Origin of the sequence: Frankia sp. CeD (assembly GCF_000732115.1) — a bacterium.
Classification (GTDB): Bacteria; Actinomycetota; Actinomycetes; order Frankiales; family Frankiaceae; genus Frankia; species Frankia casuarinae.
In genome coordinates, this window is sequence record NZ_JPGU01000061.1 from 1 (window position 1) to 17741 (window position 17741).

At 69.9% G+C, this 17741-nt stretch carries 20 protein-coding genes and 2 pseudogenes; 15 read left to right on the forward strand and 7 right to left on the reverse strand.

All coding sequences use genetic code 11. The features are described from left to right. On the forward strand, positions 1-304 hold a 304-nt coding region (locus tag CED_RS19660; RefSeq protein ID WP_035913126.1), incomplete at its 5' end, for a transposase. Between the two features lie 51 nt (positions 305-355). On the opposite strand, the gene CED_RS24475 is transcribed toward CED_RS19660, so the two are convergent. The 5 genes from CED_RS24475 to CED_RS19675 form a co-directional block, all read right to left on the reverse strand. Further along, a complete protein-coding gene (locus CED_RS24475) occupies positions 356-520 on the reverse strand; it encodes a hypothetical protein (protein WP_023840318.1) in 165 nt (54 codons plus the stop codon). Positions 521-607: 87 nt separating this feature from the next. Further along, positions 608-1186 (reverse strand): alpha/beta hydrolase, encoded by a 579-nt coding sequence (locus CED_RS19665; protein WP_023840319.1) that lies wholly within the window; start codon positions 1184-1186, stop codon positions 608-610. Positions 1187-1188: 2 nt separating this feature from the next. Beyond that, positions 1189-2058: a tryptophan 7-halogenase gene (locus tag CED_RS19670; protein ID WP_051868948.1), complete on the reverse strand. Its 870-nt coding sequence runs from the start codon at positions 2056-2058 to the stop codon at positions 1189-1191. Between the two features lie 54 nt (positions 2059-2112). Continuing rightward, positions 2113-2505, reverse strand: coding sequence for an AMP-binding protein (locus CED_RS21745; RefSeq protein ID WP_011436751.1), 393 nt, complete (start codon positions 2503-2505; stop codon positions 2113-2115). Positions 2506-2601: 96 nt separating this feature from the next. Then, entirely contained in the window at positions 2602-3807 is a 1206-nt protein-coding gene (locus CED_RS19675) for an acyltransferase (RefSeq protein ID WP_011436750.1), read from the reverse strand. Positions 3808-4465: 658 nt separating this feature from the next. Here CED_RS19675 and CED_RS19680 point away from each other — a divergent pair. Together CED_RS19680 and CED_RS19685 are read left to right on the forward strand one after the other, a co-directional pair. Beyond that, complete coding sequence (locus CED_RS19680) at positions 4466-4735, forward strand: hypothetical protein (protein WP_035733467.1); 270 nt, start codon at positions 4466-4468, stop codon at positions 4733-4735. Next, positions 4732-5091 (forward strand): type II toxin-antitoxin system PemK/MazF family toxin, encoded by a 360-nt coding sequence (locus CED_RS19685; protein WP_035913129.1) that lies wholly within the window; start codon positions 4732-4734, stop codon positions 5089-5091. Before CED_RS19680 ends, CED_RS19685 begins: the two co-directional genes overlap by 4 nt. Before the next feature lie 72 nt (positions 5092-5163). Here the strand turns inward: CED_RS19685 and CED_RS19690 are convergent, their stop codons facing one another. Beyond that, positions 5164-5481, reverse strand: a complete 318-nt coding sequence (locus CED_RS19690) for a hypothetical protein (RefSeq protein WP_198031033.1) — start codon at positions 5479-5481, stop codon at positions 5164-5166. A gap of 146 nt (positions 5482-5627) precedes the next feature. Here CED_RS19690 and CED_RS19695 point away from each other — a divergent pair, with 146 nt between their 5' ends. The 11 genes and pseudogenes from CED_RS19695 to CED_RS26395 all read left to right on the forward strand — a co-directional run bounded on the left by CED_RS19695 (position 5628) and on the right by CED_RS26395 (position 14924). Then, a complete protein-coding gene (locus tag CED_RS19695) occupies positions 5628-5885 on the forward strand; it encodes a hypothetical protein (protein WP_035913131.1) in 258 nt (85 codons plus the stop codon). Further along, entirely contained in the window at positions 5882-6262 is a 381-nt protein-coding gene (locus CED_RS19700; protein ID WP_011436745.1) for a hypothetical protein, read from the forward strand. Before CED_RS19695 ends, CED_RS19700 begins: the two co-directional genes overlap by 4 nt. Before the next feature lie 648 nt (positions 6263-6910). Beyond that, the gene (locus CED_RS19705) at positions 6911-8353 is read left to right on the forward strand and encodes an alpha/beta hydrolase (RefSeq protein WP_160172418.1); all 1443 of its coding nucleotides are present in this window, start codon (positions 6911-6913) and stop codon (positions 8351-8353) included. Between the two features lie 421 nt (positions 8354-8774). Further along, the gene (locus CED_RS19710; RefSeq protein WP_035913145.1) at positions 8775-9296 is read left to right on the forward strand and encodes an ArsI/CadI family heavy metal resistance metalloenzyme; all 522 of its coding nucleotides are present in this window, start codon (positions 8775-8777) and stop codon (positions 9294-9296) included. Between the two features lie 9 nt (positions 9297-9305). Beyond that, positions 9306-10091 carry an aquaporin gene (locus CED_RS19715; protein WP_035913134.1) on the forward strand — a complete coding sequence of 262 codons (786 nt, stop codon included), beginning with the start codon at positions 9306-9308 and terminating at the stop codon, positions 10089-10091. A gap of 35 nt (positions 10092-10126) precedes the next feature. Continuing rightward, positions 10127-10534, forward strand: coding sequence for an arsenate reductase ArsC (locus CED_RS19720; protein ID WP_035733532.1), 408 nt, complete (start codon positions 10127-10129; stop codon positions 10532-10534). Between the two features lie 256 nt (positions 10535-10790). Further along, positions 10791-11327, forward strand: a complete 537-nt coding sequence (locus tag CED_RS19725; RefSeq protein WP_084680872.1) for a CrcB family protein — start codon at positions 10791-10793, stop codon at positions 11325-11327. Beyond that, positions 11324-11671 carry a DUF190 domain-containing protein gene (locus tag CED_RS19730; RefSeq protein WP_035733534.1) on the forward strand — a complete coding sequence of 116 codons (348 nt, stop codon included), beginning with the start codon at positions 11324-11326 and terminating at the stop codon, positions 11669-11671. Before CED_RS19725 ends, CED_RS19730 begins: the two co-directional genes overlap by 4 nt. Next, entirely contained in the window at positions 11668-12057 is a 390-nt protein-coding gene (locus CED_RS19735) for a CrcB family protein (RefSeq protein ID WP_011436736.1), read from the forward strand. Before CED_RS19730 ends, CED_RS19735 begins: the two co-directional genes overlap by 4 nt. Before the next feature lie 92 nt (positions 12058-12149). Continuing rightward, on the forward strand, positions 12150-13292 hold the full coding sequence (locus tag CED_RS19740) for an MFS transporter (RefSeq protein ID WP_051868951.1): 1143 nt from the start codon (positions 12150-12152) through the stop codon (positions 13290-13292). Positions 13293-14479: 1187 nt separating this feature from the next. After that, a pseudogene (locus tag CED_RS26395) lies at positions 14480-14924 on the forward strand (protein-tyrosine phosphatase family protein). Positions 14925-15488: 564 nt separating this feature from the next. Here CED_RS26395 and ltrA read toward each other — a convergent pair. Continuing rightward, complete coding sequence (gene ltrA / locus CED_RS19755) at positions 15489-16571, reverse strand: group II intron reverse transcriptase/maturase (RefSeq protein ID WP_235187188.1); 1083 nt, start codon at positions 16569-16571, stop codon at positions 15489-15491. A 554-nt stretch (positions 16572-17125) separates the two neighbouring features. Here ltrA and CED_RS19760 point away from each other — a divergent pair. Beyond that, positions 17126-17671 (forward strand): annotated as a pseudogene (locus tag CED_RS19760) (transposase); the annotation flags it as partial. Positions 17672-17741: the final 70 nt, after the last annotated feature.

Here is a 17741-nt window from a genome sequence, read left to right on the forward strand (position 1 = left end):
CGACTACCCCATGGTAGATCTTGACAACAACGCCGCGGAGCGCGCCCCGCGCCGCCCGGTCGTGACCCGCAAGAACGCCTACGGCTCCCGCACCGACGACGCCGCGGCCCTCGCCGCCGCCGTCTGGACCGTCCTGGGCACCGCCGAGAAGCACGGACTGAACACGCTGACCTACCTGACCGCCTACCTCGACGCCTGCGGCCGAGCCGGCGGCAAACCCCCACAGGGAACCGACCTCGACCGGTTCCTGCCCTGGCNGGCCAGCCCCGACGACCTCGCCACGTGGAAACAGCCACCCGGCTGACCACCACCCGGCGCGGCGTGACCCACAGTCACGCCGCCCACAACCATGCCCTCACACGACTTCCGAATACTTACTCACAGGCCGTGGCGCCAGCAGGCCCACCACCGTCGACACCCCCACCCCGCCCGCAGCCCCCACCACCGCCGCCAGATCACCGTTGCTCCAGCGCTGGAACCCCGTGCCGGTGTCGCGCTGCCCCGCGTCCAGAACCTTCACGCCCGCCTTCTCTCCCCCCGGCCCCCGGGGCCCGGTTTCACAGCGGCCGATGCCGTTACGGCCGATGCCGTTACAGCCGGCGTGCGGTCAGCCCGCGAAGTGGTCACGGAAGACGGACCAGCCCGCCGGCCAGTCCGCCAGCCCGGAGTCCGCGTTGAGGTGGCCCCGCGAGCCGACGTTGACCAGTCGGGCGCCGAGCCTCCCGGCGGCCGCCACGGAATGCGCCAGCGAGCCGTACGGGTCGTTCTCGCTGGCGACAATGACGGTCGGGAAGGGCAACGGGTCGTGTCGCGGCGGGCCGAACCCGACCGCGCCGGTCGGGAACCGCGGCCCGCCCACGTCCGGCACCGCCACCAGGAAGGCCCCGGTGATGGCGTCGTCGGCATGCTCGCACGCCCATTCGGTGACCAGCGTGCAGCCGAGGCTGTGCGCGATCAGGATCTTCGGCCCGTCGATCGCCGTGAGCACGTCGTCGAGGTCCTTCACCCAGGCGTCGCGCACCGGGTTGTCCCAGGACTCGTGGTCCACCCAGACCCCGTTGCCGGCCCGCTTGTACCACATGTACTGCCAGTGCTCCGGCCCCGAGTTCCCGATGCCGGCGATGAAGACATACGTCACCGCCGGCTCGCCGCCGCCCGCTGGCTCCATGCCGTCCGCTGGCTCCATGCTCACACCTCGTAGTCGGTGCCCACGCCGTCGAAGCGCAGGCGGTCCTGGATGTGGACCCGGTTGTCGTTCTTGTCGAAACCGGTCAGCAGACCCGTCTCCATCAGTCGGATGACGATCTGGCTGCTCACATCCTGCCTTCCGGCGTCACCAAGCTGCCGGATCAGGGCCCGGTAACCGACCCGGTCCTTGAGGAGTTCCTCGAAGACGAGCCAGTGTTCTTCCTCCAACGGATATTTGATCATGTCCTGGCCCAGCTCGTTCCCGATCACCAGCTTGCGTTCCAGCCGGAAACTCAGCGGCTCGACCTTGTAGTACGGCCGCAGCAGGACCTCGTCGCCGTTCCAGCGCAGCCAGGTGATGCGGTTCAGCTGCTTGGTCAGGTGGGTGATCCAGCGGACCCGCGCGCCGTTGAGTTCGTCGTCGCTGAACTCGTCGCTGAGATCCATGCGCTTGTGCCGACCGATGGAGATCATCGTGGCGGCACGGTCCCGGAAGCCCGCGACCGACCGGGCTGTGTCGGTGTCGTCGTCGCCCGCGGCCAGCCGTTCGAACCATCGTTTGCGGTTCAGCCGGTCGTCGTCCGACTCGCTGATCCGGCGGCGCAGCCAGAACTCCGACTCCGGCTCGGTGAACGAGGCGAACGTGTAGAACGACGCCAGGAACTCGTGGTACTGCTCGTAGGTTTCCCGGTAGCTGCGCCCGTACCACTGGTGGACGGCGTCCAGTTCGTCCTCGTGCGCGATGATCCGATCGATCGCGGCGGCCGCCGAGACGGCGGACTGGGTGGCCAGGTGGACGCCCTGGGAGAACAACGGGTCGGTGAAGCAGGCGGCGTCCCCGCAGAGGAAGAACCGGTCCCCGGAGAACACCTCGGAGTCGTAGGACCAGCCGATCCCGATCTACACCACGCAGGGGGACTCACCCTAGCCGCCGATGAGGATCAGGTTCAGGAAGGTCGGGCTGGTGGGCAGCAACCGGATCCGGTATCGCTCGATCAGCGCGCAGATCTCCTCCGGCGTCCGCTGCCGCGGCACGATCGCGGTGTTGCCCGCGCGCAGCGCGCCGAGTAGCGAGTTGATGCCGCCGATGTGGTCGAACAGCAGGAACATGAGGATGTTGGCGGGCCGACCGCCGGTGCGCGCCCGTTTCCCGAGCTTGTCTTCCATGATCGCGTCTAGGTTGTGCAAGATCGCCTTCGGGGTGCCGGTGCTGCCGCTGCTGAGCAGCACCAGCCCGGCGGCACCAGCCGCGGCGAGTCGCTCGTGGGCACCGCCGGCCGGTGCCGCCGCCTGNACCGCCGGCACCGGATCGATCACGACCGTGGATCCTTCGGCCGCTGCGTCGACCCGGACGATCTGCTACTTAGAAGATCCATCTGTGGGGTAGGGCGTTGCGTCGGCCTTTGCGGGGGGTCAACGGCTCCGCGGGACGAACAGGTGCGCCGCACCCGCGTCCGTCGAACGTCTTGGCGACGGCGGTTGCCAGGATTTCAGCGCAAGGGCGGGTGCTTCGATGGCATACCAGCTTGCGAGGGCGGCGAGGGAGGTGACGGCGAGGGAGGCCGCGATGTGCACGACGACGGCACCCGTACCGATACCCGCATCGACCCCGGCTTCGAGCAGGAGCAGTTGCAGCGGCCAGGCGTAGACGTAGATGCCGTAGGACAGATCGCGGCGCGCCCCCACCCGCGACAGCCCCCGTCCGGTTCCGGCGTACAGCAGCAGGTAGGCCAGCGGGGCCAGGGCGAGGGGCCGGTAGGCGTGGGGGATGAGCAGGCCCGCGGCGAGCAGGGCGGCGGCGGCGATGAGTAGGGCCCGGCTGCGCGGGATGCGGTCGGCGTAGAGGAACATCGCCGCCCCGATGAGGAAGACGGCCGTGTACTTCAGGATGTGGGAGTCGGTGAGCCGGTTGGCGCCGAGGAGCGCCCCGCCGACGGCGAGCAGCCACCCGCCGACGGCGAGGGTGAGGACGAGCCCGCGGCGGCGGCGCAGGATCCCCACCGTGCCGAAAACGCCGACCATCAGGTAGCACAGCGCTTCGAAGAACAGGGTGTGCAGGGGGCCGTCCACGGCCTGCCCGGCGCGTAGGTCGCCGATGTTGAACTGGTTCATCTTCAGCGCCGCGTTGACGAGCAGGTAGCGGACCGCCGAGTCATGGCCGGTCCAGGGGTAGCCGGCGGTGGTGCCCCGGTTCAGGCGCCACAGCAGTGGACCGATCGCGACGGCGGTCAGCGCGAGGCAGACCCAGAAGGCGGGCACGACCCGCAGGAACCGGTGCCAGAGGAAACGGGCGGTGGATGGTGCCCGCAGGTGGCTACGGATGATCAGGAAGCCGCTGAGGAGGAAGAAGCCGTCCACGGCGAACGTGCCGAGGTCGGGGGCACCGGGCAGACGTGTCAACGGATCCGGTTCTCCCCGGACGAACAGCCATGAGTGGGACACGAGCACCGCGCCGGCCAGGATGAGACGCAGCGCGTTGAGGTTGTTGCGGTGAGGATCGAAGGCCGCGGCCAGCGTGCCGGCCCTGGGTGTGGGTACGGGTATCGGCTCCGCTGTGGGGCTTCGCTGGTGGGGGACCCGGCGGGGAGACCTGGCGAACGGTGGGTGCTGATCGGTCATGCGGTGTGGTCCCTTTCCTCCGGACGTTCCTTTCCCACCGAACATCCGTTTTCCGTGGACATCCGGCGCCGGTNACGCTGCTCGATCGCCGGCCTCGTGGGCGATCACGCACCGACACCATTCAACCCTAACGTAAGGGTAGTGTTTACTGTGTGTGTCATGAGGTATACGAAAGCAACATCCGGTGACGTGTTCCGATCGGACCACCGTTTCCCTGTGCCGCGTGGTCCTGCCGGCGGCCCCGTCCCTCCCCGGGTCAGGAGCTCGATACGTCGTTCTGTCCGAAGCCGGTCCGATGGTCAGGGCACGTGAGTGGTCAGGGCACGTGGCTGGTCACAGCAGGTGCACGTCACCCGGAATGCCGGCCGGGTGCGCATCGGCCGGTCGGGCGCGGGCGACGCTTGACGACGTCAACGTTCGTCCGAGCGTATGTCTGGCGCGGGGAACGGCGATCCGAACCGTGCCCGATCAGGCTGGTGCGGCCGGGGACCTGCGGCCGGGCATCGAGCCCCGTAGGCACCATCGCGCCGAGCACGGGCGACATGGGCGACCCACAGCACGAAGCGGCCAGCGTCCTTGACCATGACCGAGTCGGTCTACGGCCGCAGCTCGACCCATGGCCATAGCTTGGTCCATAGCACGTGCCACACTGGAGTGTATGGCTACGACATCTATGCAGCTGGACAGCGGGCTACGCGACGAACTGGCGGAGATCGCCGAGCGGGACTTCCATGGCGTGCCGCTGGGCGAGGCGGTCCGGCGCCTGGTCAAGGAACACAAGATCAGCCGCATCATGCGGCGGTACGAGGAGCTGCGCGCCGACCCCGAGGAGTGGGCCAGCTACCGGGCCGAGGCGCGGCTGACCGACGACGCGGCCGGCGACGGCCTGCCGGATGCACGTGAGGAGTATCCGGAGTACCACCGGTGAGCCGGGCGCTGAGCCTCGCGTCCTGGCAGGTGTGGCTGGTGGACTTCGGTCAGCCGATCGGGCACGAGCAGGGCGGCCCGCGCCCGGCCGTGGTGGTCGGCTCGGCGACGCACTGCCGGTTCCCGATCGACATGGCCCTCGTGGTGCCCCTGACCGCGCGGGACCGGGGCCTGGACCATCACGTGCGCATCGACTCGCCCGAGTCCGGCCTGGACCGGCCGAGCTGGGCGCGCACCGAGGAGATCACGGCGGTATCCACCCAACGGTTCACCCGGTCCACACCGCTGGGCACCGCGTCGGCCACCGAAATCGCCAAGCTGGGCGAGTGGCTACGCGAGATGGTCGCCTTCTGCTGACCCGCCGCCGCGGGCGCGGCTGGCGAGCCGCGCAGGTTCGCCACGTCAACCCCCGTCCCATTCAGCCCGACATCAGCGTTGCCGCCGCAGCGTCCAGAACAGCCAGTTCCCGGTGGCCGCGCACGTGGCCACGTCCCAGCCCTGGCCGCCGAGGTCGGACAGTACCGTGACCAGCTCGTCGTAGCTGCCGGGGAACATCCGCTCCTTACCCCGGGGCATGTTGACCCGGATGGACCCCTGGTCCCACAACCATTCCACCGTGGCGAACTCGTAGGTGAAGATCGTTTCCCCCGCTCCGGTCGGTTGCAGCAGAGGATAACGGCCTTGAGGGTAGCGGCTTTCCGGGCCCGAGCAGCAGACCGACCAGGCCCGCTGCCTCACTGTCGTCACCAACGCGATCATCACAGCGAAAATGCTGGCCGGGCCGGCAGTTCTGCGCCCCTGATCTGGCTGGCCGCCGCTACCAGGTAGCCGGGGTTCGATACGGGTACGCGAACGTACCCGTATCCTGTGGGGTGGGTGAAAGGAGGCTGTCCATGGCGGATGCGAATGTGCGGATTCCGGCGGAGGCGCGGGATCGGCTGGCTGAGGTGGCGGCGGCGGAGGGGCTGTCGTTGCGGGCGTATCTGGCCCGGTTGGCGAGCNCGCTGCTGACGCCAGCGGAGCGGGCTGAGCGCGCCGAGCGGGCGCGGGCGGTGCTGCGGGAGTGGAGTGGTTACGACCCGACGGAGGAGGAGGCCGCGCAGGCCGACGCCGAGCTGGACCGGCGGCTGGCACGGGCGTTGGGACGGTGAGCGACGCGCTGCATGTGGTGCTGGACGAGACCGCGATGGTCTCGGCCGGCTACGGCAACGTGCTGGCCTCCCGGCTGATCCAACGCGCTCACACCGGGCCGGGGCACTTTCTGTACGCGCCGGCGTGTGCGCTGGTGGAGGCGGACCGGGCCCGGCCGGGGACCGCCGAACACATCGCCGCGCTGCCCGCGGTGACGATCGTGGAGCTGGACCTGGCGGCCGCGCTCGCGGTGGCCCGTGATACCGGGTGGGCGCCGGCGCACGTGCGGTACGCGGCCGAGCCCGCCCCGGAGCGTCCCGAGGGCGCGGTGATCGCGACGGCGGCGCCGGACCGGTGGGCGGGTCAGCCGGTGCGCCTGTTGGATCTCCGCCCGTGAGCTGGTCCGGCCCGGATGGGGCGAGCACGACGGATGTCGCCTCGGCCGGGTCCGTGAGGGCCGCGGGAGTGGCAGTCGGTCACGATCTAGCGCCGATCGTCACGGCGCCAGGCCAGGGTGAGCTGGTGAGGAACCACGATGTGTCAGTCCCCGGTCGCACCCGACGGCATGCCGTGCGACGGTAACGAGGGGACGGGGCAGCACACCGGCCCGGCGGCTCCACCGCGGCCAACACCCGTCTTGGCGCCCGCGGGCGGGTCGTGGCCGCCGCCGTCACGGCGAGAAGACGAAAAGGGGAGCCGGGAGGGTTCGGCAGACGCTCGCTCACCTACCTCGGGTACGGGCTGCGCGACATTTCCGGCGGTAAAGCTCGCTGACGCCACCCGGCCGGGTGAGGGCGAGTTCCTGGAACGAGGCCTATATGCATGCTCATGCTGGCAGGTGGGCGCAAGCGCCACGCACTCGACCGAACCGGAGAGCGGAGGCCAGATGCGCCCGTCCCGATCAGCCCGTATACCACGCCCATTCCTTGCTGCCGTGCTTGCGGTAAGCCTGCCGCTGCTGACCGGTATATCAGGGTCGGGCTTGTCTGGGTCCGCCGCCGCGGCCACCCGGACAAAGCTAACCTGGAAACCGTGTGAGAACGGGTTGGAGTGCGCGACTCTGCCCGTTCCGTTGGACCACGCCAGGCCTGCCGCAGGCACGATCAACCTGGCGTTGATCCGTGCTCCGGCTCGCCAGCCACACCGGCGGATCGGCTCGCTGGTGATGCTGGCCGGTGGGCCGGGCCAGTCGGGAGTCGGGTTCATCCGCGACTGGCTGGGCTTCTTCGGCGCGTCGTTGCGCGACCGTTTCGACATCGTCGGGTTCGACCAGCGGGGTGTCGGTGGGAGCGCGCCGGTCCGTTGCAGCAGCGGGCAGGATAATGATCCGCCGGCCGCCACCTCCCCGTTCGCGATCGACTCCCGCGCTTCCCGCGCTGGGAGTGAGGATGACGACGTGTACCAGGAGCTGGTTGACGACAGGCGTCAGTGGGCGCAGGGCTGTGTACGGTTCAGCGGTGCTGAACTGCCGTACCTGTCGACCGAGGCCGCGGCCCGGGATCTCGATCTGCTGCGAGCCGCGCTCGGCGAGGACAAGATCACCTCTTACGGGGGATCCTACGGCACCGTGCTGGGCGCCACCTACGCCAGCATGTTCCCGACCCGGATCCGGGCGCTGGTGCTGGACGGCGTAGAAGATCCGAACGTGTGGATGAACCAACCGCAGGAGGACCTACGCCGAATGGCGCAGGGCTTCGAGACCGCGCTGGGCGCATTCCTCGCCGACTGCAAGGCCCGGCCCAACTGTGGCTTCGGCCACGGCGACCCGGCCGGCGCCTTCGACCGCCTGGTCGAACGGCTCATCGAGAAGCCGATCCCGGCCGGCGGTAAGGACACCGGCGCCGCCCGCACGCTCAACTGGGTGACCGCCATGATCGGGGTCCGGTCCGCGCTGTACTCCCATGCCATGTGGCCGCGGCTCGCGGAAGCATTGGCACTGGCCGACGACAACAACGACGGTTCCAAGCTGCTCTCCTTCGCAGCGCAGGACCCGATCGGGGCCATCCTCCCCTTGCCGTACAGCACCTCCACCAGCGCCGATGTCGCGCATACGGCCATCGCCGCGCATACGGCCATCACCTGCGCCGACAAGGTCTTCCCGACCGTGGGCGCCTACCAGCGACTTGCTGACGAACTCAACCGCGAGAGTCCCCATTTCGGCTTGCTTTCTGGTCTCGGTGCCCTTGCCTGTGTGGTCTGGCCGGTTAAGGCTGCCTCCCGCTACACCGGACCGTTCCACGCCACCGGCGCTGCGCCGATTCTCCTCGTCGGCAGCACCGGCGACCCGGCAACGCCCTACTCCGGGGCTGTGTCCCTCGCCCGTCAACTCGCCAACAGCGTGCTGTTGACATGGCGCTCCTACACGCACACCGCCTACTTCCAGGACAGTGGCTGCGTCCGCCAGGCTGTCGAGCGTTACCTGGTCGACCTGATACTCCCGAAGCGCGGTACGATCTGCCCTGACGTCCCGACAGCGGCGGGCTCTTGAGTCTCGGTCTTCTCTCGGTCTGCGCGATTCAGCGTCTTCGTGATTCAGCGTCTTCGTGATTCAGCGTCTTCGTGATTCAGGGCCTTTGCGATTCATGGCCTTTGCGATTCAGGCTCACCGTGAGGATTATCCGGAAAGGCGACGACTTCGCCGGTGCGCGGGCCGGCGTAACGGTCGCCGGCCCCGGTCGGCGCACAGCGGGGCGCGGGCGAGTGGAGCGCGGCACGCGAAGATCCTCCCGGCGAGACCGGGCGGGCCGGCCGCCGCGGGGGTGATGACCGGGTCGACGACCGGGAGGCCCGCCGGTGGGGAGGCGGTCGCCGTGCCGCCNACATGCCCCAGCCATTGACAGACGTCTATGTTTGCGGTCATCCTCGGCCCGCAAGAACATAGATGGGTGTCGATGTAAGGGGTGGGCTGGATGGCCAGGGTGCAGTTGGCGTTGAACGTCTCGGACGTGGACGCGGCGGTGGAGTTCTACACGACGCTGTTCGGGGTCGGGCCGGCGAAGCGGCGGGCGGGNTATGCGAACTTCGCCGTCGACGTGCCGCCGTTGAAGCTGGTGCTGATCGAGAACCCGGACGCCCGCGGCGCGGGGGTGGCGGGGGCGTTGAACCATCTCGGGGTGGAGATCGAGACCTCGCAGGAGGTCTCGGCCGCCGCCAGCCGGCTGCGGGAGGCGGGGCTGGTGACGGCNGNNGANNNGAACACCGCCTGCTGCTACGCGCTGCAGGACAAGGTGTGGGTGGATGATCCGGACGGTGCGCCGTGGGAGATCTACACGGTGCTCGCCGATATCGCCGAGGGCGCGGGCCCGCAGCTGCGCACCGTGGAACCGGGGGCNGGGGGTGCTCCCGGGTCGGCGTGTGGCTGTGGGCNGGTGTGCGCTCCCACGGTGCCGGNGGTGACGATCGAGCCGGCCACCGCCGGCACCGGTCACTGAGAGCGAACGGTGACAGACAACGGGGAGGGCCGGCCGCCGCTGGTGCGGCGGTTGGCCGCCGAAGCGCTGGGCGCCATGCTGCTCGCCGCGTTGGTTGTCGGGTCGGGGATCGCCGCGGCGCNGCTCAGCCCGGACCAGACAGGCCTGCAGCTGGTCGAGAACGCCGCGGCGACCGCCGCCGGCCTCTACGCGATCATTCTGATGGTTGGGCCGGTGTCCGGGGCGCATGTCAACCCGGTGGTCACGGTGGTTGACGCCGCGTTTGGGGGGCTGTCGTGGCGGGACGCCGTCGCCTACCTGCCCGCCCAGATCCTCGGCTGCGTCGCCGGGGCGGTGCTGGCGAACCTGATATTCGACCGGTCGGCGGTGTCGATCTCCACGCATCACCGGGCGTCCGGGGCGCATCTGCTCGCCGAGGTCGTCGCGACCGCCGGCCTCATCCTGCTGATCTTCGCGCTGGTGCGGTCCGGGCGGGGTGAGCGGGCACCGGCCGCGGTCGGCGCCTACATCGGCGCGGCCTACTGGTTCACCAGTTCCACCAGCTTCGCGAATCCGGCGATCAGCATCGGGCGGATGTTCTCCGACACCTTCGCCGGGATCGCCCCCGCCTCGGTGCCCGCGTTCATCGCCGCCCAGGCGGTGGGCGGCGCGGTCGGCTACGGGCTGGTGCGGCTGCTCTNCCCGCCGACTCCCGCCGGCCCGGCGCAGGCCGCCGGGGTGCTGCTCACCCACCCGGACAGCGCCGTGGCACCCAACGGCGCCGCCCCTTCACGTCTTCCTGGAGGTGTCTCGTGATCGACCTGGGCAACCCGACCGGAAAGGACACCGTCGTGTCTGCGAAGCCCTCGGTGCTGTTCGTCTGCGTCCACAACGCCGGCCGTTCCCAGATGGCCGCCGGCTGGCTGACCCGTCTCGCCGCCGGGAAGATCGAGGTCCGCTCTGCCGGCTCCATACCCGCCGACCGGATCAACCCCGTCGCCGCCGCCGCGATGGCCGAGGTCGGCATCGACATCACCGCCGAAACCCCGAAAATCCTCACCGTTGACGCCGTCGAGGCCTCTGACGTCGTCATCACCATGGGCTGCGGCGACACCTGCCCCGTCTTCCCCGGCATCCGCTACGAGGACTGGGCACTCGACGACCCCGCCGGCCAGGATCTCGACGCCGTCCGACCCATCCGCGACGACATCCGCGCCCGCGTCGAAAAACTCATCGGGGAACTCCTGCCTGCCGCCTGAGCACGCCCGGCCTGGCGGCTGCCGGCATCCTGGTGGGGGCTGACGACGTCCGGCGGTAGCGGTGAACCGGTGGCGGTGAACCGGTGGCGGTGAACCGGTGGCAGTGAAGCCGGTATGGTGTGACGGCGGCGGCTTTCGGTCACCGCGCGGCGGTGGGGCCCGCCGGACCCGAACCGCGGCAGCGCGCCGCCAACGGTCCCTACCTGTGACAAGTCATGCCTGGCTGGCCCGGGTGTCGCGCAGGTAGGGGGCGGGCGTGGACGACACCGAGCAGACGGTCGGTGCACCGACCGACCCTGATGGCACCAGCCCTGATGGCACCAGCCCTGATGGTGATGGGCCTGTCCCGGTGCGGCGCCGGCAGCTTCGTCACGCGCCGGTCGCGGTCCTGCTGCTGGCGGTGATATCGGCCGGTGGGGCGGNGGGGGCATGTGCCCGGTACGGGGCGTCGCTGGTGTGGCCGACGATGCCGGGCACGTTCCCGTGGACCACCTGGGCGGTGAACACGGCCGGTTGCGCGGCGATCGGTGTGCTGATGGTGCTGATCACCGACGTGCGGACGGTGCATCCGCTGGTCCGCCCGTTCCTGGGCACCGGGGTGCTGGGCGGGTTCACCACCTTCTCCACGTATGCGCTCGACGCGCAGCGGCTGGTGGACGGCGGGCGGACCGGGCTGGCACTGGCGTACCTGGTGCTGAGCGTCCTCGCCGCGCTGGGCGCGGTGTGGGCGGCGGCGGCTGCGATGCGATGGTTCGTGGCGAGGACGCGACGGGTCGCGGGAAGGCGGGCGTGATGAGGTTGAGCGGCCGGGCGTTGCGGCTGACGGTGTTCGTCGGGGAGAGCGACGTGTGGCATCACCGGCCGCTGGCCAGCGAGATCGTGCACCGGGCGCACCGCGCCGGGCTGGCCGGGGCGAGCGTGTTCCGGGGCGTGGAGGGGTTCGGCGCATCCTCGATCGTGCACACCGCCCGGCTGCTGTCGCTGAGCGAGGACCTGCCGGTGGCGGTGGTCATCGTCGATGACGAGCAACGGGTACGGGCCTTCCTCCCGCAACTCGATGAACTCGTCACCGAGGGGCTGGTCATCCTCGACGAGGTCGAAGTGATCCGCTACGTCGGCCGGGAGGCGAGTCGGTGAACTGGCTGCTGGTGATCGCCGGGGCCGCGGCCGGTGCGCCGCTGCGCTATCTGACCGACCGGGCGGTGCAGACCCGACACGACACGGTCTTTCCCTGGGGTACGTTCACCGTCAACGTCACGGCCAGTCTGCTCCTCGGCCTGGTCGCCGGCGCCGCGGGCGCGGGCGCGCCGCCGGCGTGGGTGGCGTCGGAGCAGGTGGTGTCGCTGGTGGGGACCGGGCTGTGCGGGGCGTTGAGCACCTACTCGACGTTCTCCTACGAAACGCTGCGGCTGGCCGAGGACGGCGCCCGGCTGCTGGCCGCGGCCAACGTCGCCGGCAGTGTGCTCGCCGCGTTCGGCGCCGCCGCTCTCGGCGCGGCCCTGGCGCGGGCGGTGTGGGGGTGATCCGACCGGCGCACGGCGGCACGAGCACAGCGCCCGCCGCCGCGGTCAGGCTACGGCCGTGGCGGTTTGTCCTGGTCTTCGGCGTGGTCAGCATGCTGGCGGACGTCGTCTACGAAGGCGCCCGGTCGGTCACCGGGCCGCTGTTGGCCTCCCTCGGCGCGTCGGCGGTCGTGGTCGGTGTCGTCACCGGGGTGGGCGAGGCCGCGGCGCTGCTGCCCCGGCTGGTCTGCGGGCCGCTGGCGGAGCGCACCGGCCGGTTCTGGGCGTGGACGATCGCCGGTTACACGCTGACCGTCGCCGCCGTGCCCCTGCTCGGCGTGACCGGCGTGCTGTGGGCGGCCGGCCTGTTGGTGATCGCCGAACGGGTCGGGAAGGCGGTTCGCAGCCCGGCCAAGGATGCGCTGCTCTCCCACGCGACCGCCGCCACCGGCCGGGGCCGCGGGTTCGCCGTGCACGAGGCGATGGACCAGCTCGGCGCGCTGGCCGGGCCGCTGCTCGTCGCCGCGGTGCTCGCCTCCGGCGCCGGCTACGGCCCGGCGCTCGGCGTCCTGGCCCTGCCCGGCCTGGGTGTCCTTGCTGTTCTGCTCTGGCTGCGGGCCCGCGTGCCCGACCCGGCCGGCTACGAGCCGGACGAGCCGCCGGCCGTGCCCGTCCCCCGTACCGGCCCGGCCCCGGCCGCCGCGCCCCGGGCCCGACTACCCCGGGCGTTCTGGACGTATGCCGGGTTCACGGCCGCGACCACCACCGGGCTGGCGACGTTCGGCGTGTTGTCCTTCCACGCGGTCACCCGTGGCCTGCTGCCGGTGGCCGCGGTGCCTGTCGTGTACGCCGCGGCCATGGGCGTCGACGCCCTCGCCGCGCTCGCGACCGGCTGGGCCTACGACCGCCACGGCCCCGGTGTGCTCGCCGTGCTGCCGCCGCTGGCCGCCGCCGTCCCGGCGCTGGCGTTCACCAACACCCCCGCGCTGGCCGTCGCCGGGACGCTGGTGTGGGGAGCGGCCATCGGCGTGCAGGAATCCACCCTGCGGGCCACCGTCGCCGACCTCGTCCCGCCCGCCCGCCGGGCCAGCGCCTACGGCGTCTTCGCCGGCGTGGTCGGCGCGACCACCGCCGGCGGCGGCGCGTTGGCCGGCGCGCTCTACGACCTGTCCATCCCCGCCCTCATCGCCGTCACCGCCGCCGTGCAGGTCGCGGCGCTGGCGCTCCTCGCGGCCAGCCGGCGCATCCGCCCCTGAGCAGGCACAACGACGCTAACGCTAATCGTCGGGCAGGAGGACGCGAGGCCCGCCCGTCCACCTCAACAGGCCTACCCACTCCACGCCCGGGCGTCCTGTCCCGGGTTCACCTGGCCGGTGTGGATCGCGCACCTGGCCGCGGGCAGCGCGTCGCAGGACGCGCGGAGCGCGGAGTTGACGGCGGCCAACGGGGAATGCCCGCTGGTCACTTCNAGGGGCCGCAGAAGGACACGCCCTTGGCGCCGGAGCGGTACAGGCAGGCGCGGACCAGAACCCGCTTGGTGTAGGCGTACTTGACGGAGAAGTACCGGTAGCTCGATGTCGCGCCCTCCGGGGGAAAAACACGGCCGTCGGCGCTCACCTGCACCGCGACCTTGCGGTTGGCGGGAGCGTGGTAATGGTAGACCCAGCCTGAGACGGTGCCATGGTAGAAGCCCGGGTAGCCCTTTTGGGCAGACCAGGTCTTGGTAACGTCGGCGTACCCGTATCCGCGCTGGGTCCACAGCCGGTAGGAGGCGCGGGAGTCGGGAGTGGCCACGCTGCGGGCGACGTGGGCGGTAGTTGCCCGGGCCGGTGCTGCGCCGGTCAGGGCCAGCCCGGCGGCAAGTGCAGCGCTCGCTGCTGTGCTGACGAGGTGCTTGCGCGTCATCGGATTCCTCTCCCGATCGATGTTCGGGTCACGTCCGCTGGTGTGGTGTTAGAAGATCGTCCCTGCGCGATCCTCCGTGTTCAGGTTATGCGGTGAGTGGTCGTGGTATCACGNCTATCTTGTGCGTGTCGTGTGAGTCCGTCGCCGGCCGGGTCGGATTTGGCGAGGATTTCCAGCCTGATGTAGCAGTGAGAGCCTGTCAGATTTTTGCGTAGGGGCTCTTCCAGCGTTCCGCTATCTACCGGCCCGTGTTCTTCGACCGGCTGGCGGTGAAGGCACCAGTCTGCCCGGTTTCGTGATCCGGATCCGCCGATTCGGGTATTCCAGCTCGGGTAGGGTCGGATGCAAGGAGCGGGCAACCTCCTTGCCTTTGCCTTTTGCAGCCGGTGCCGGTCAGCTGCGTGCCTCGTCCTGGTCGAACCGCTCTGTGTCAGGATGGTTGACGGTGGCGGGGTGGCGGGGTGGCGGGATGCGACGGACAGACGGAGGGCCAGATGTGGAGTTCTCGATCAGCCGGGCAGGTCGCAGGCGTGGCCCGGTGAGCGGCCCGCCGCTCGTGCGGGCCCTGCGGCTTCCGGACGGCTGCCGGGTACGCGGCCGCGGTCTGCGCCGCCCGCTACCGAGGGGACCGGTGCCTGACTTCGGCCTCTACCTGGGAACCAGCCGTCTTCGCCGCCGCCACGACGGGGAGCTGGACTGGCCGCGCACGTGGATCGACTGGCCCGACTTCCTCCTGTCCCCGTGACCAGGACCAGGCCGCCCGGCACATCCGGGCGCTGCACGAGCAGGCACGGGCCGGCACGGCGGTCGAAGTCGCCTGCGGGGGCGGCGTCGGCCGCACCGGCACCGTCCTTGCCTGCCTCGCCGTTCTGGCCGGACTGGACCCACCGGACGCTGTCGCCTGGACCCGGGAACACCATCACCACCGGGCCGTCGAGACCCCCTGGCAGCGCCGTTGGGTGACCCGGTTCCCGAACCGTTGACCGGGCTGCTCGCCTGGCCTGGAAGACGCTCCNGGGTGCCGCCCGCCACTCGTACGCACCGACGGGGTGTTGTCGGGGGCGTTTCGCCCGGACGGGCACACCGCTGGCCAGCGGCGGCAACGAGCGCACCGTGCGGCTGTGGAACGTCGGATAGCCACAGGATGATTTTGTCTGAGAATTTGATGGGGCTGCGGTGGGCTGTTTGCTGGGTGCCGGGCCGTGTCTGGGATGATGGTGGGGCGTTGCCCGGTCGACGTCGGCTGTCTCTGGTGCGGACGAGCCCGTGTTTGAGTATGGCGGCGGAGGCCTGGGGCACTTGTTCCTGCTGCCGTGAGCGCGTTCCTCAGTTTCCGTGTTCAGGATTCCCCGGGTAACGCACCTTGGAGGGTGTTTCCTGGTTGGGAAGGGAGGTAGGGGTGGAGGTTGTGTTCCCGCGCTGCGCGGGGCTCGACGTTCATCGGGACACGGTGGCCGCGGCGGTGCGGATCCAGTCCGGGCAAGAAAACCGATCGCGGTGGGGACCGCCCTTACGGGCGGCCCCCGCACAGATCCCAGCGAGCGGAACTACCGCGCTGGGCTCCTGCCTTGGGTAGTGGCGTCAAAGCTGCGCAACCACTGCCCCTGATCGGGGATGGGCTGGTGACGGCGCCGCTTCGCCTCGGTGTTGATCTCCCGGAGATTCGCCGCCATACGCCGCTTGTCCGTGACACGCCTCACCCAGAAGAAGCCCTTCTTCCCCGTCGCACACAGGTGCGTGAAGCCCAGGAAGCTGAACGTCTCGGGCTTGCCCTCCCCACGGCGCGACCGGTTCACGGCGGCGAACCACCCGAACTCGATCAACCGGGTCTTGTCAGGGTGCAACTCCAAGCCGAACTTCGCGAACCTCTCACGGAGATCAGCAAGGAACCGCCGCGCGTCGTCCTCGGCCTGAAACCCGACGATCGCGTCATCGGCAAAACGTACGACTATGACATCTCCGTGCGCATTGTGATTCCGCCACCACTGCGCCCACAGGTCGAAGACGTGGTGCAGGTACACGTTAGCGAGCAACGGCGACGCCGAAGCCCCCTGCGGTGATCCGACCGTCGTCTCCGCCCACTCGCCGTTTTCTACCACTCCCGCACGCAACCACTTCTCGATGAGGCGCAGGAGCCGTTTGTCCGCGATCCGGTACTCAAGGAACCTGACGAGCCACTGATGGTTGAGGCTCGAAAAGAACTCCTTAATATCAAGATCAAGAACCCAGTTCACCCTCTTCCGCTGGATACCGACCGCGAGCGCGTCGAGCGCCATGTGCTGGCTACGCCCGGGCCGGAACCCGTACGAGAAGTTGACGAAGTCCTCCTCGAAGACCGCGTTGAGCACCTCGACGACGGCCCGCTGGACTATCTTGTCTTCCAGCGTGGCAATGCCGAGCGGCCGCCGCCGCCCGTCCGCCTTCGCGATGTACACCCTCCGCGAGGGACTCGCCCGGTAGCGCCCCGAGTGGATCCGGTCGTGCAGGCCGACCAGGTTGCGCTGGAGGTCCTGCTCGTACTCCTCCCACGTCACCCCATCCACGCCCGGCGCGGCCTTCGGGCGAACCGCCCGGAACGCCGCCTCCAGGCGAGCCAGATCAACATGGTGGAGCAGCGCGGTGAACCGCATCTTCCTGTCCCGCCGTGCGGCTTGGCGCACACGGACCAACGGGNTTGACACGCCTGACCCGGCTCTGCGTCCGGAACGTGTTTCGCTGGCCGTGTTCCCCTTGGCCACGCCCTTTCCTCCCCCGCCTCCGCAACCACTCTCGCGGCTCTGTTCGGCTGGTTCACAGGTACTATGGGCGTGTCTGACCTCCCGCACCCGTGCATCCCAGGATTACCGCCTTGGCGTTCCCTGGACGGCCCGCCGGCCATCACACCGACGGGCGGGTACGGGATCTCCCGGTTCTCGTGCCTGNGGATTCCGTGCATGCCATGGTTCTCCGACCGCGCGGGGCCCGTCCCGAACTCGCGTCTAGCGCTCGCGACGGTGTTGCCTTCCGTGCTTTCGACCACGTCGGCGCACCCGGTCTTCTCATTTCGCGGCTCAATAGCCTGGCCTACACGTGCCCCTACCAACGCTTCAGCCGCCCCCTTGCGGAAGCAGCCACATGGCTCGGGGTCGTCGTGGATCGCTACTCCTTATCCTAAGGCCGGTTTATCCCGGCGCATCCGAAAGTCGAGGTCCGCACGTTCACCACGACCGGGGGTTCGTTAGGTCTCCTCGCGGACTGGCTGGCCCAGAACAAGGTCACGGTCGTGGGAATGGAATCAACAGGGGTTTACTGGAAACCTGTCTTCCGCCTGCTGGAAGACCAGTTCGAATGCTGGCTTCTCAACGCCGCGCATGTCCGTAACGTACCAGGCCGGAAAACGGATGTGGCCGACGCCGCGTGGCTTGCGGACCTCGTCGCGCACGGCCTGGTCCGGCCGTCGTTCGTTCCCCCGAAGCCGTTCCGGGACCTGCGCGACCTCACCCGGGCGCGGCGCACGGTCGTGGAGGAGAAGACCCGCGAGGTCCAGCGGCTGGAGAAGCTGATGCAGGACGCCGGGGTGAAACTCACCAGCGTCGCCTCCCAGCCGCTGGGAGTCTCCGGCCGGGCGATCCTGGAGAAGATGATCGCCGGGGAGCGGAACCCCGAGTATCTNGCGGAGCTGGCCCGCGGCCGGCTCCGCGGGAAGATCCCGGCGCTGAAAGTGCAGCCCGCTGGTCAACCGGGCCAGCACCTGCACATAGAGCGTGTCTCGTGTGGCCGCTCCGGTGGTCATCGGCGATCGTGGACGCGGCCAGCCTGCG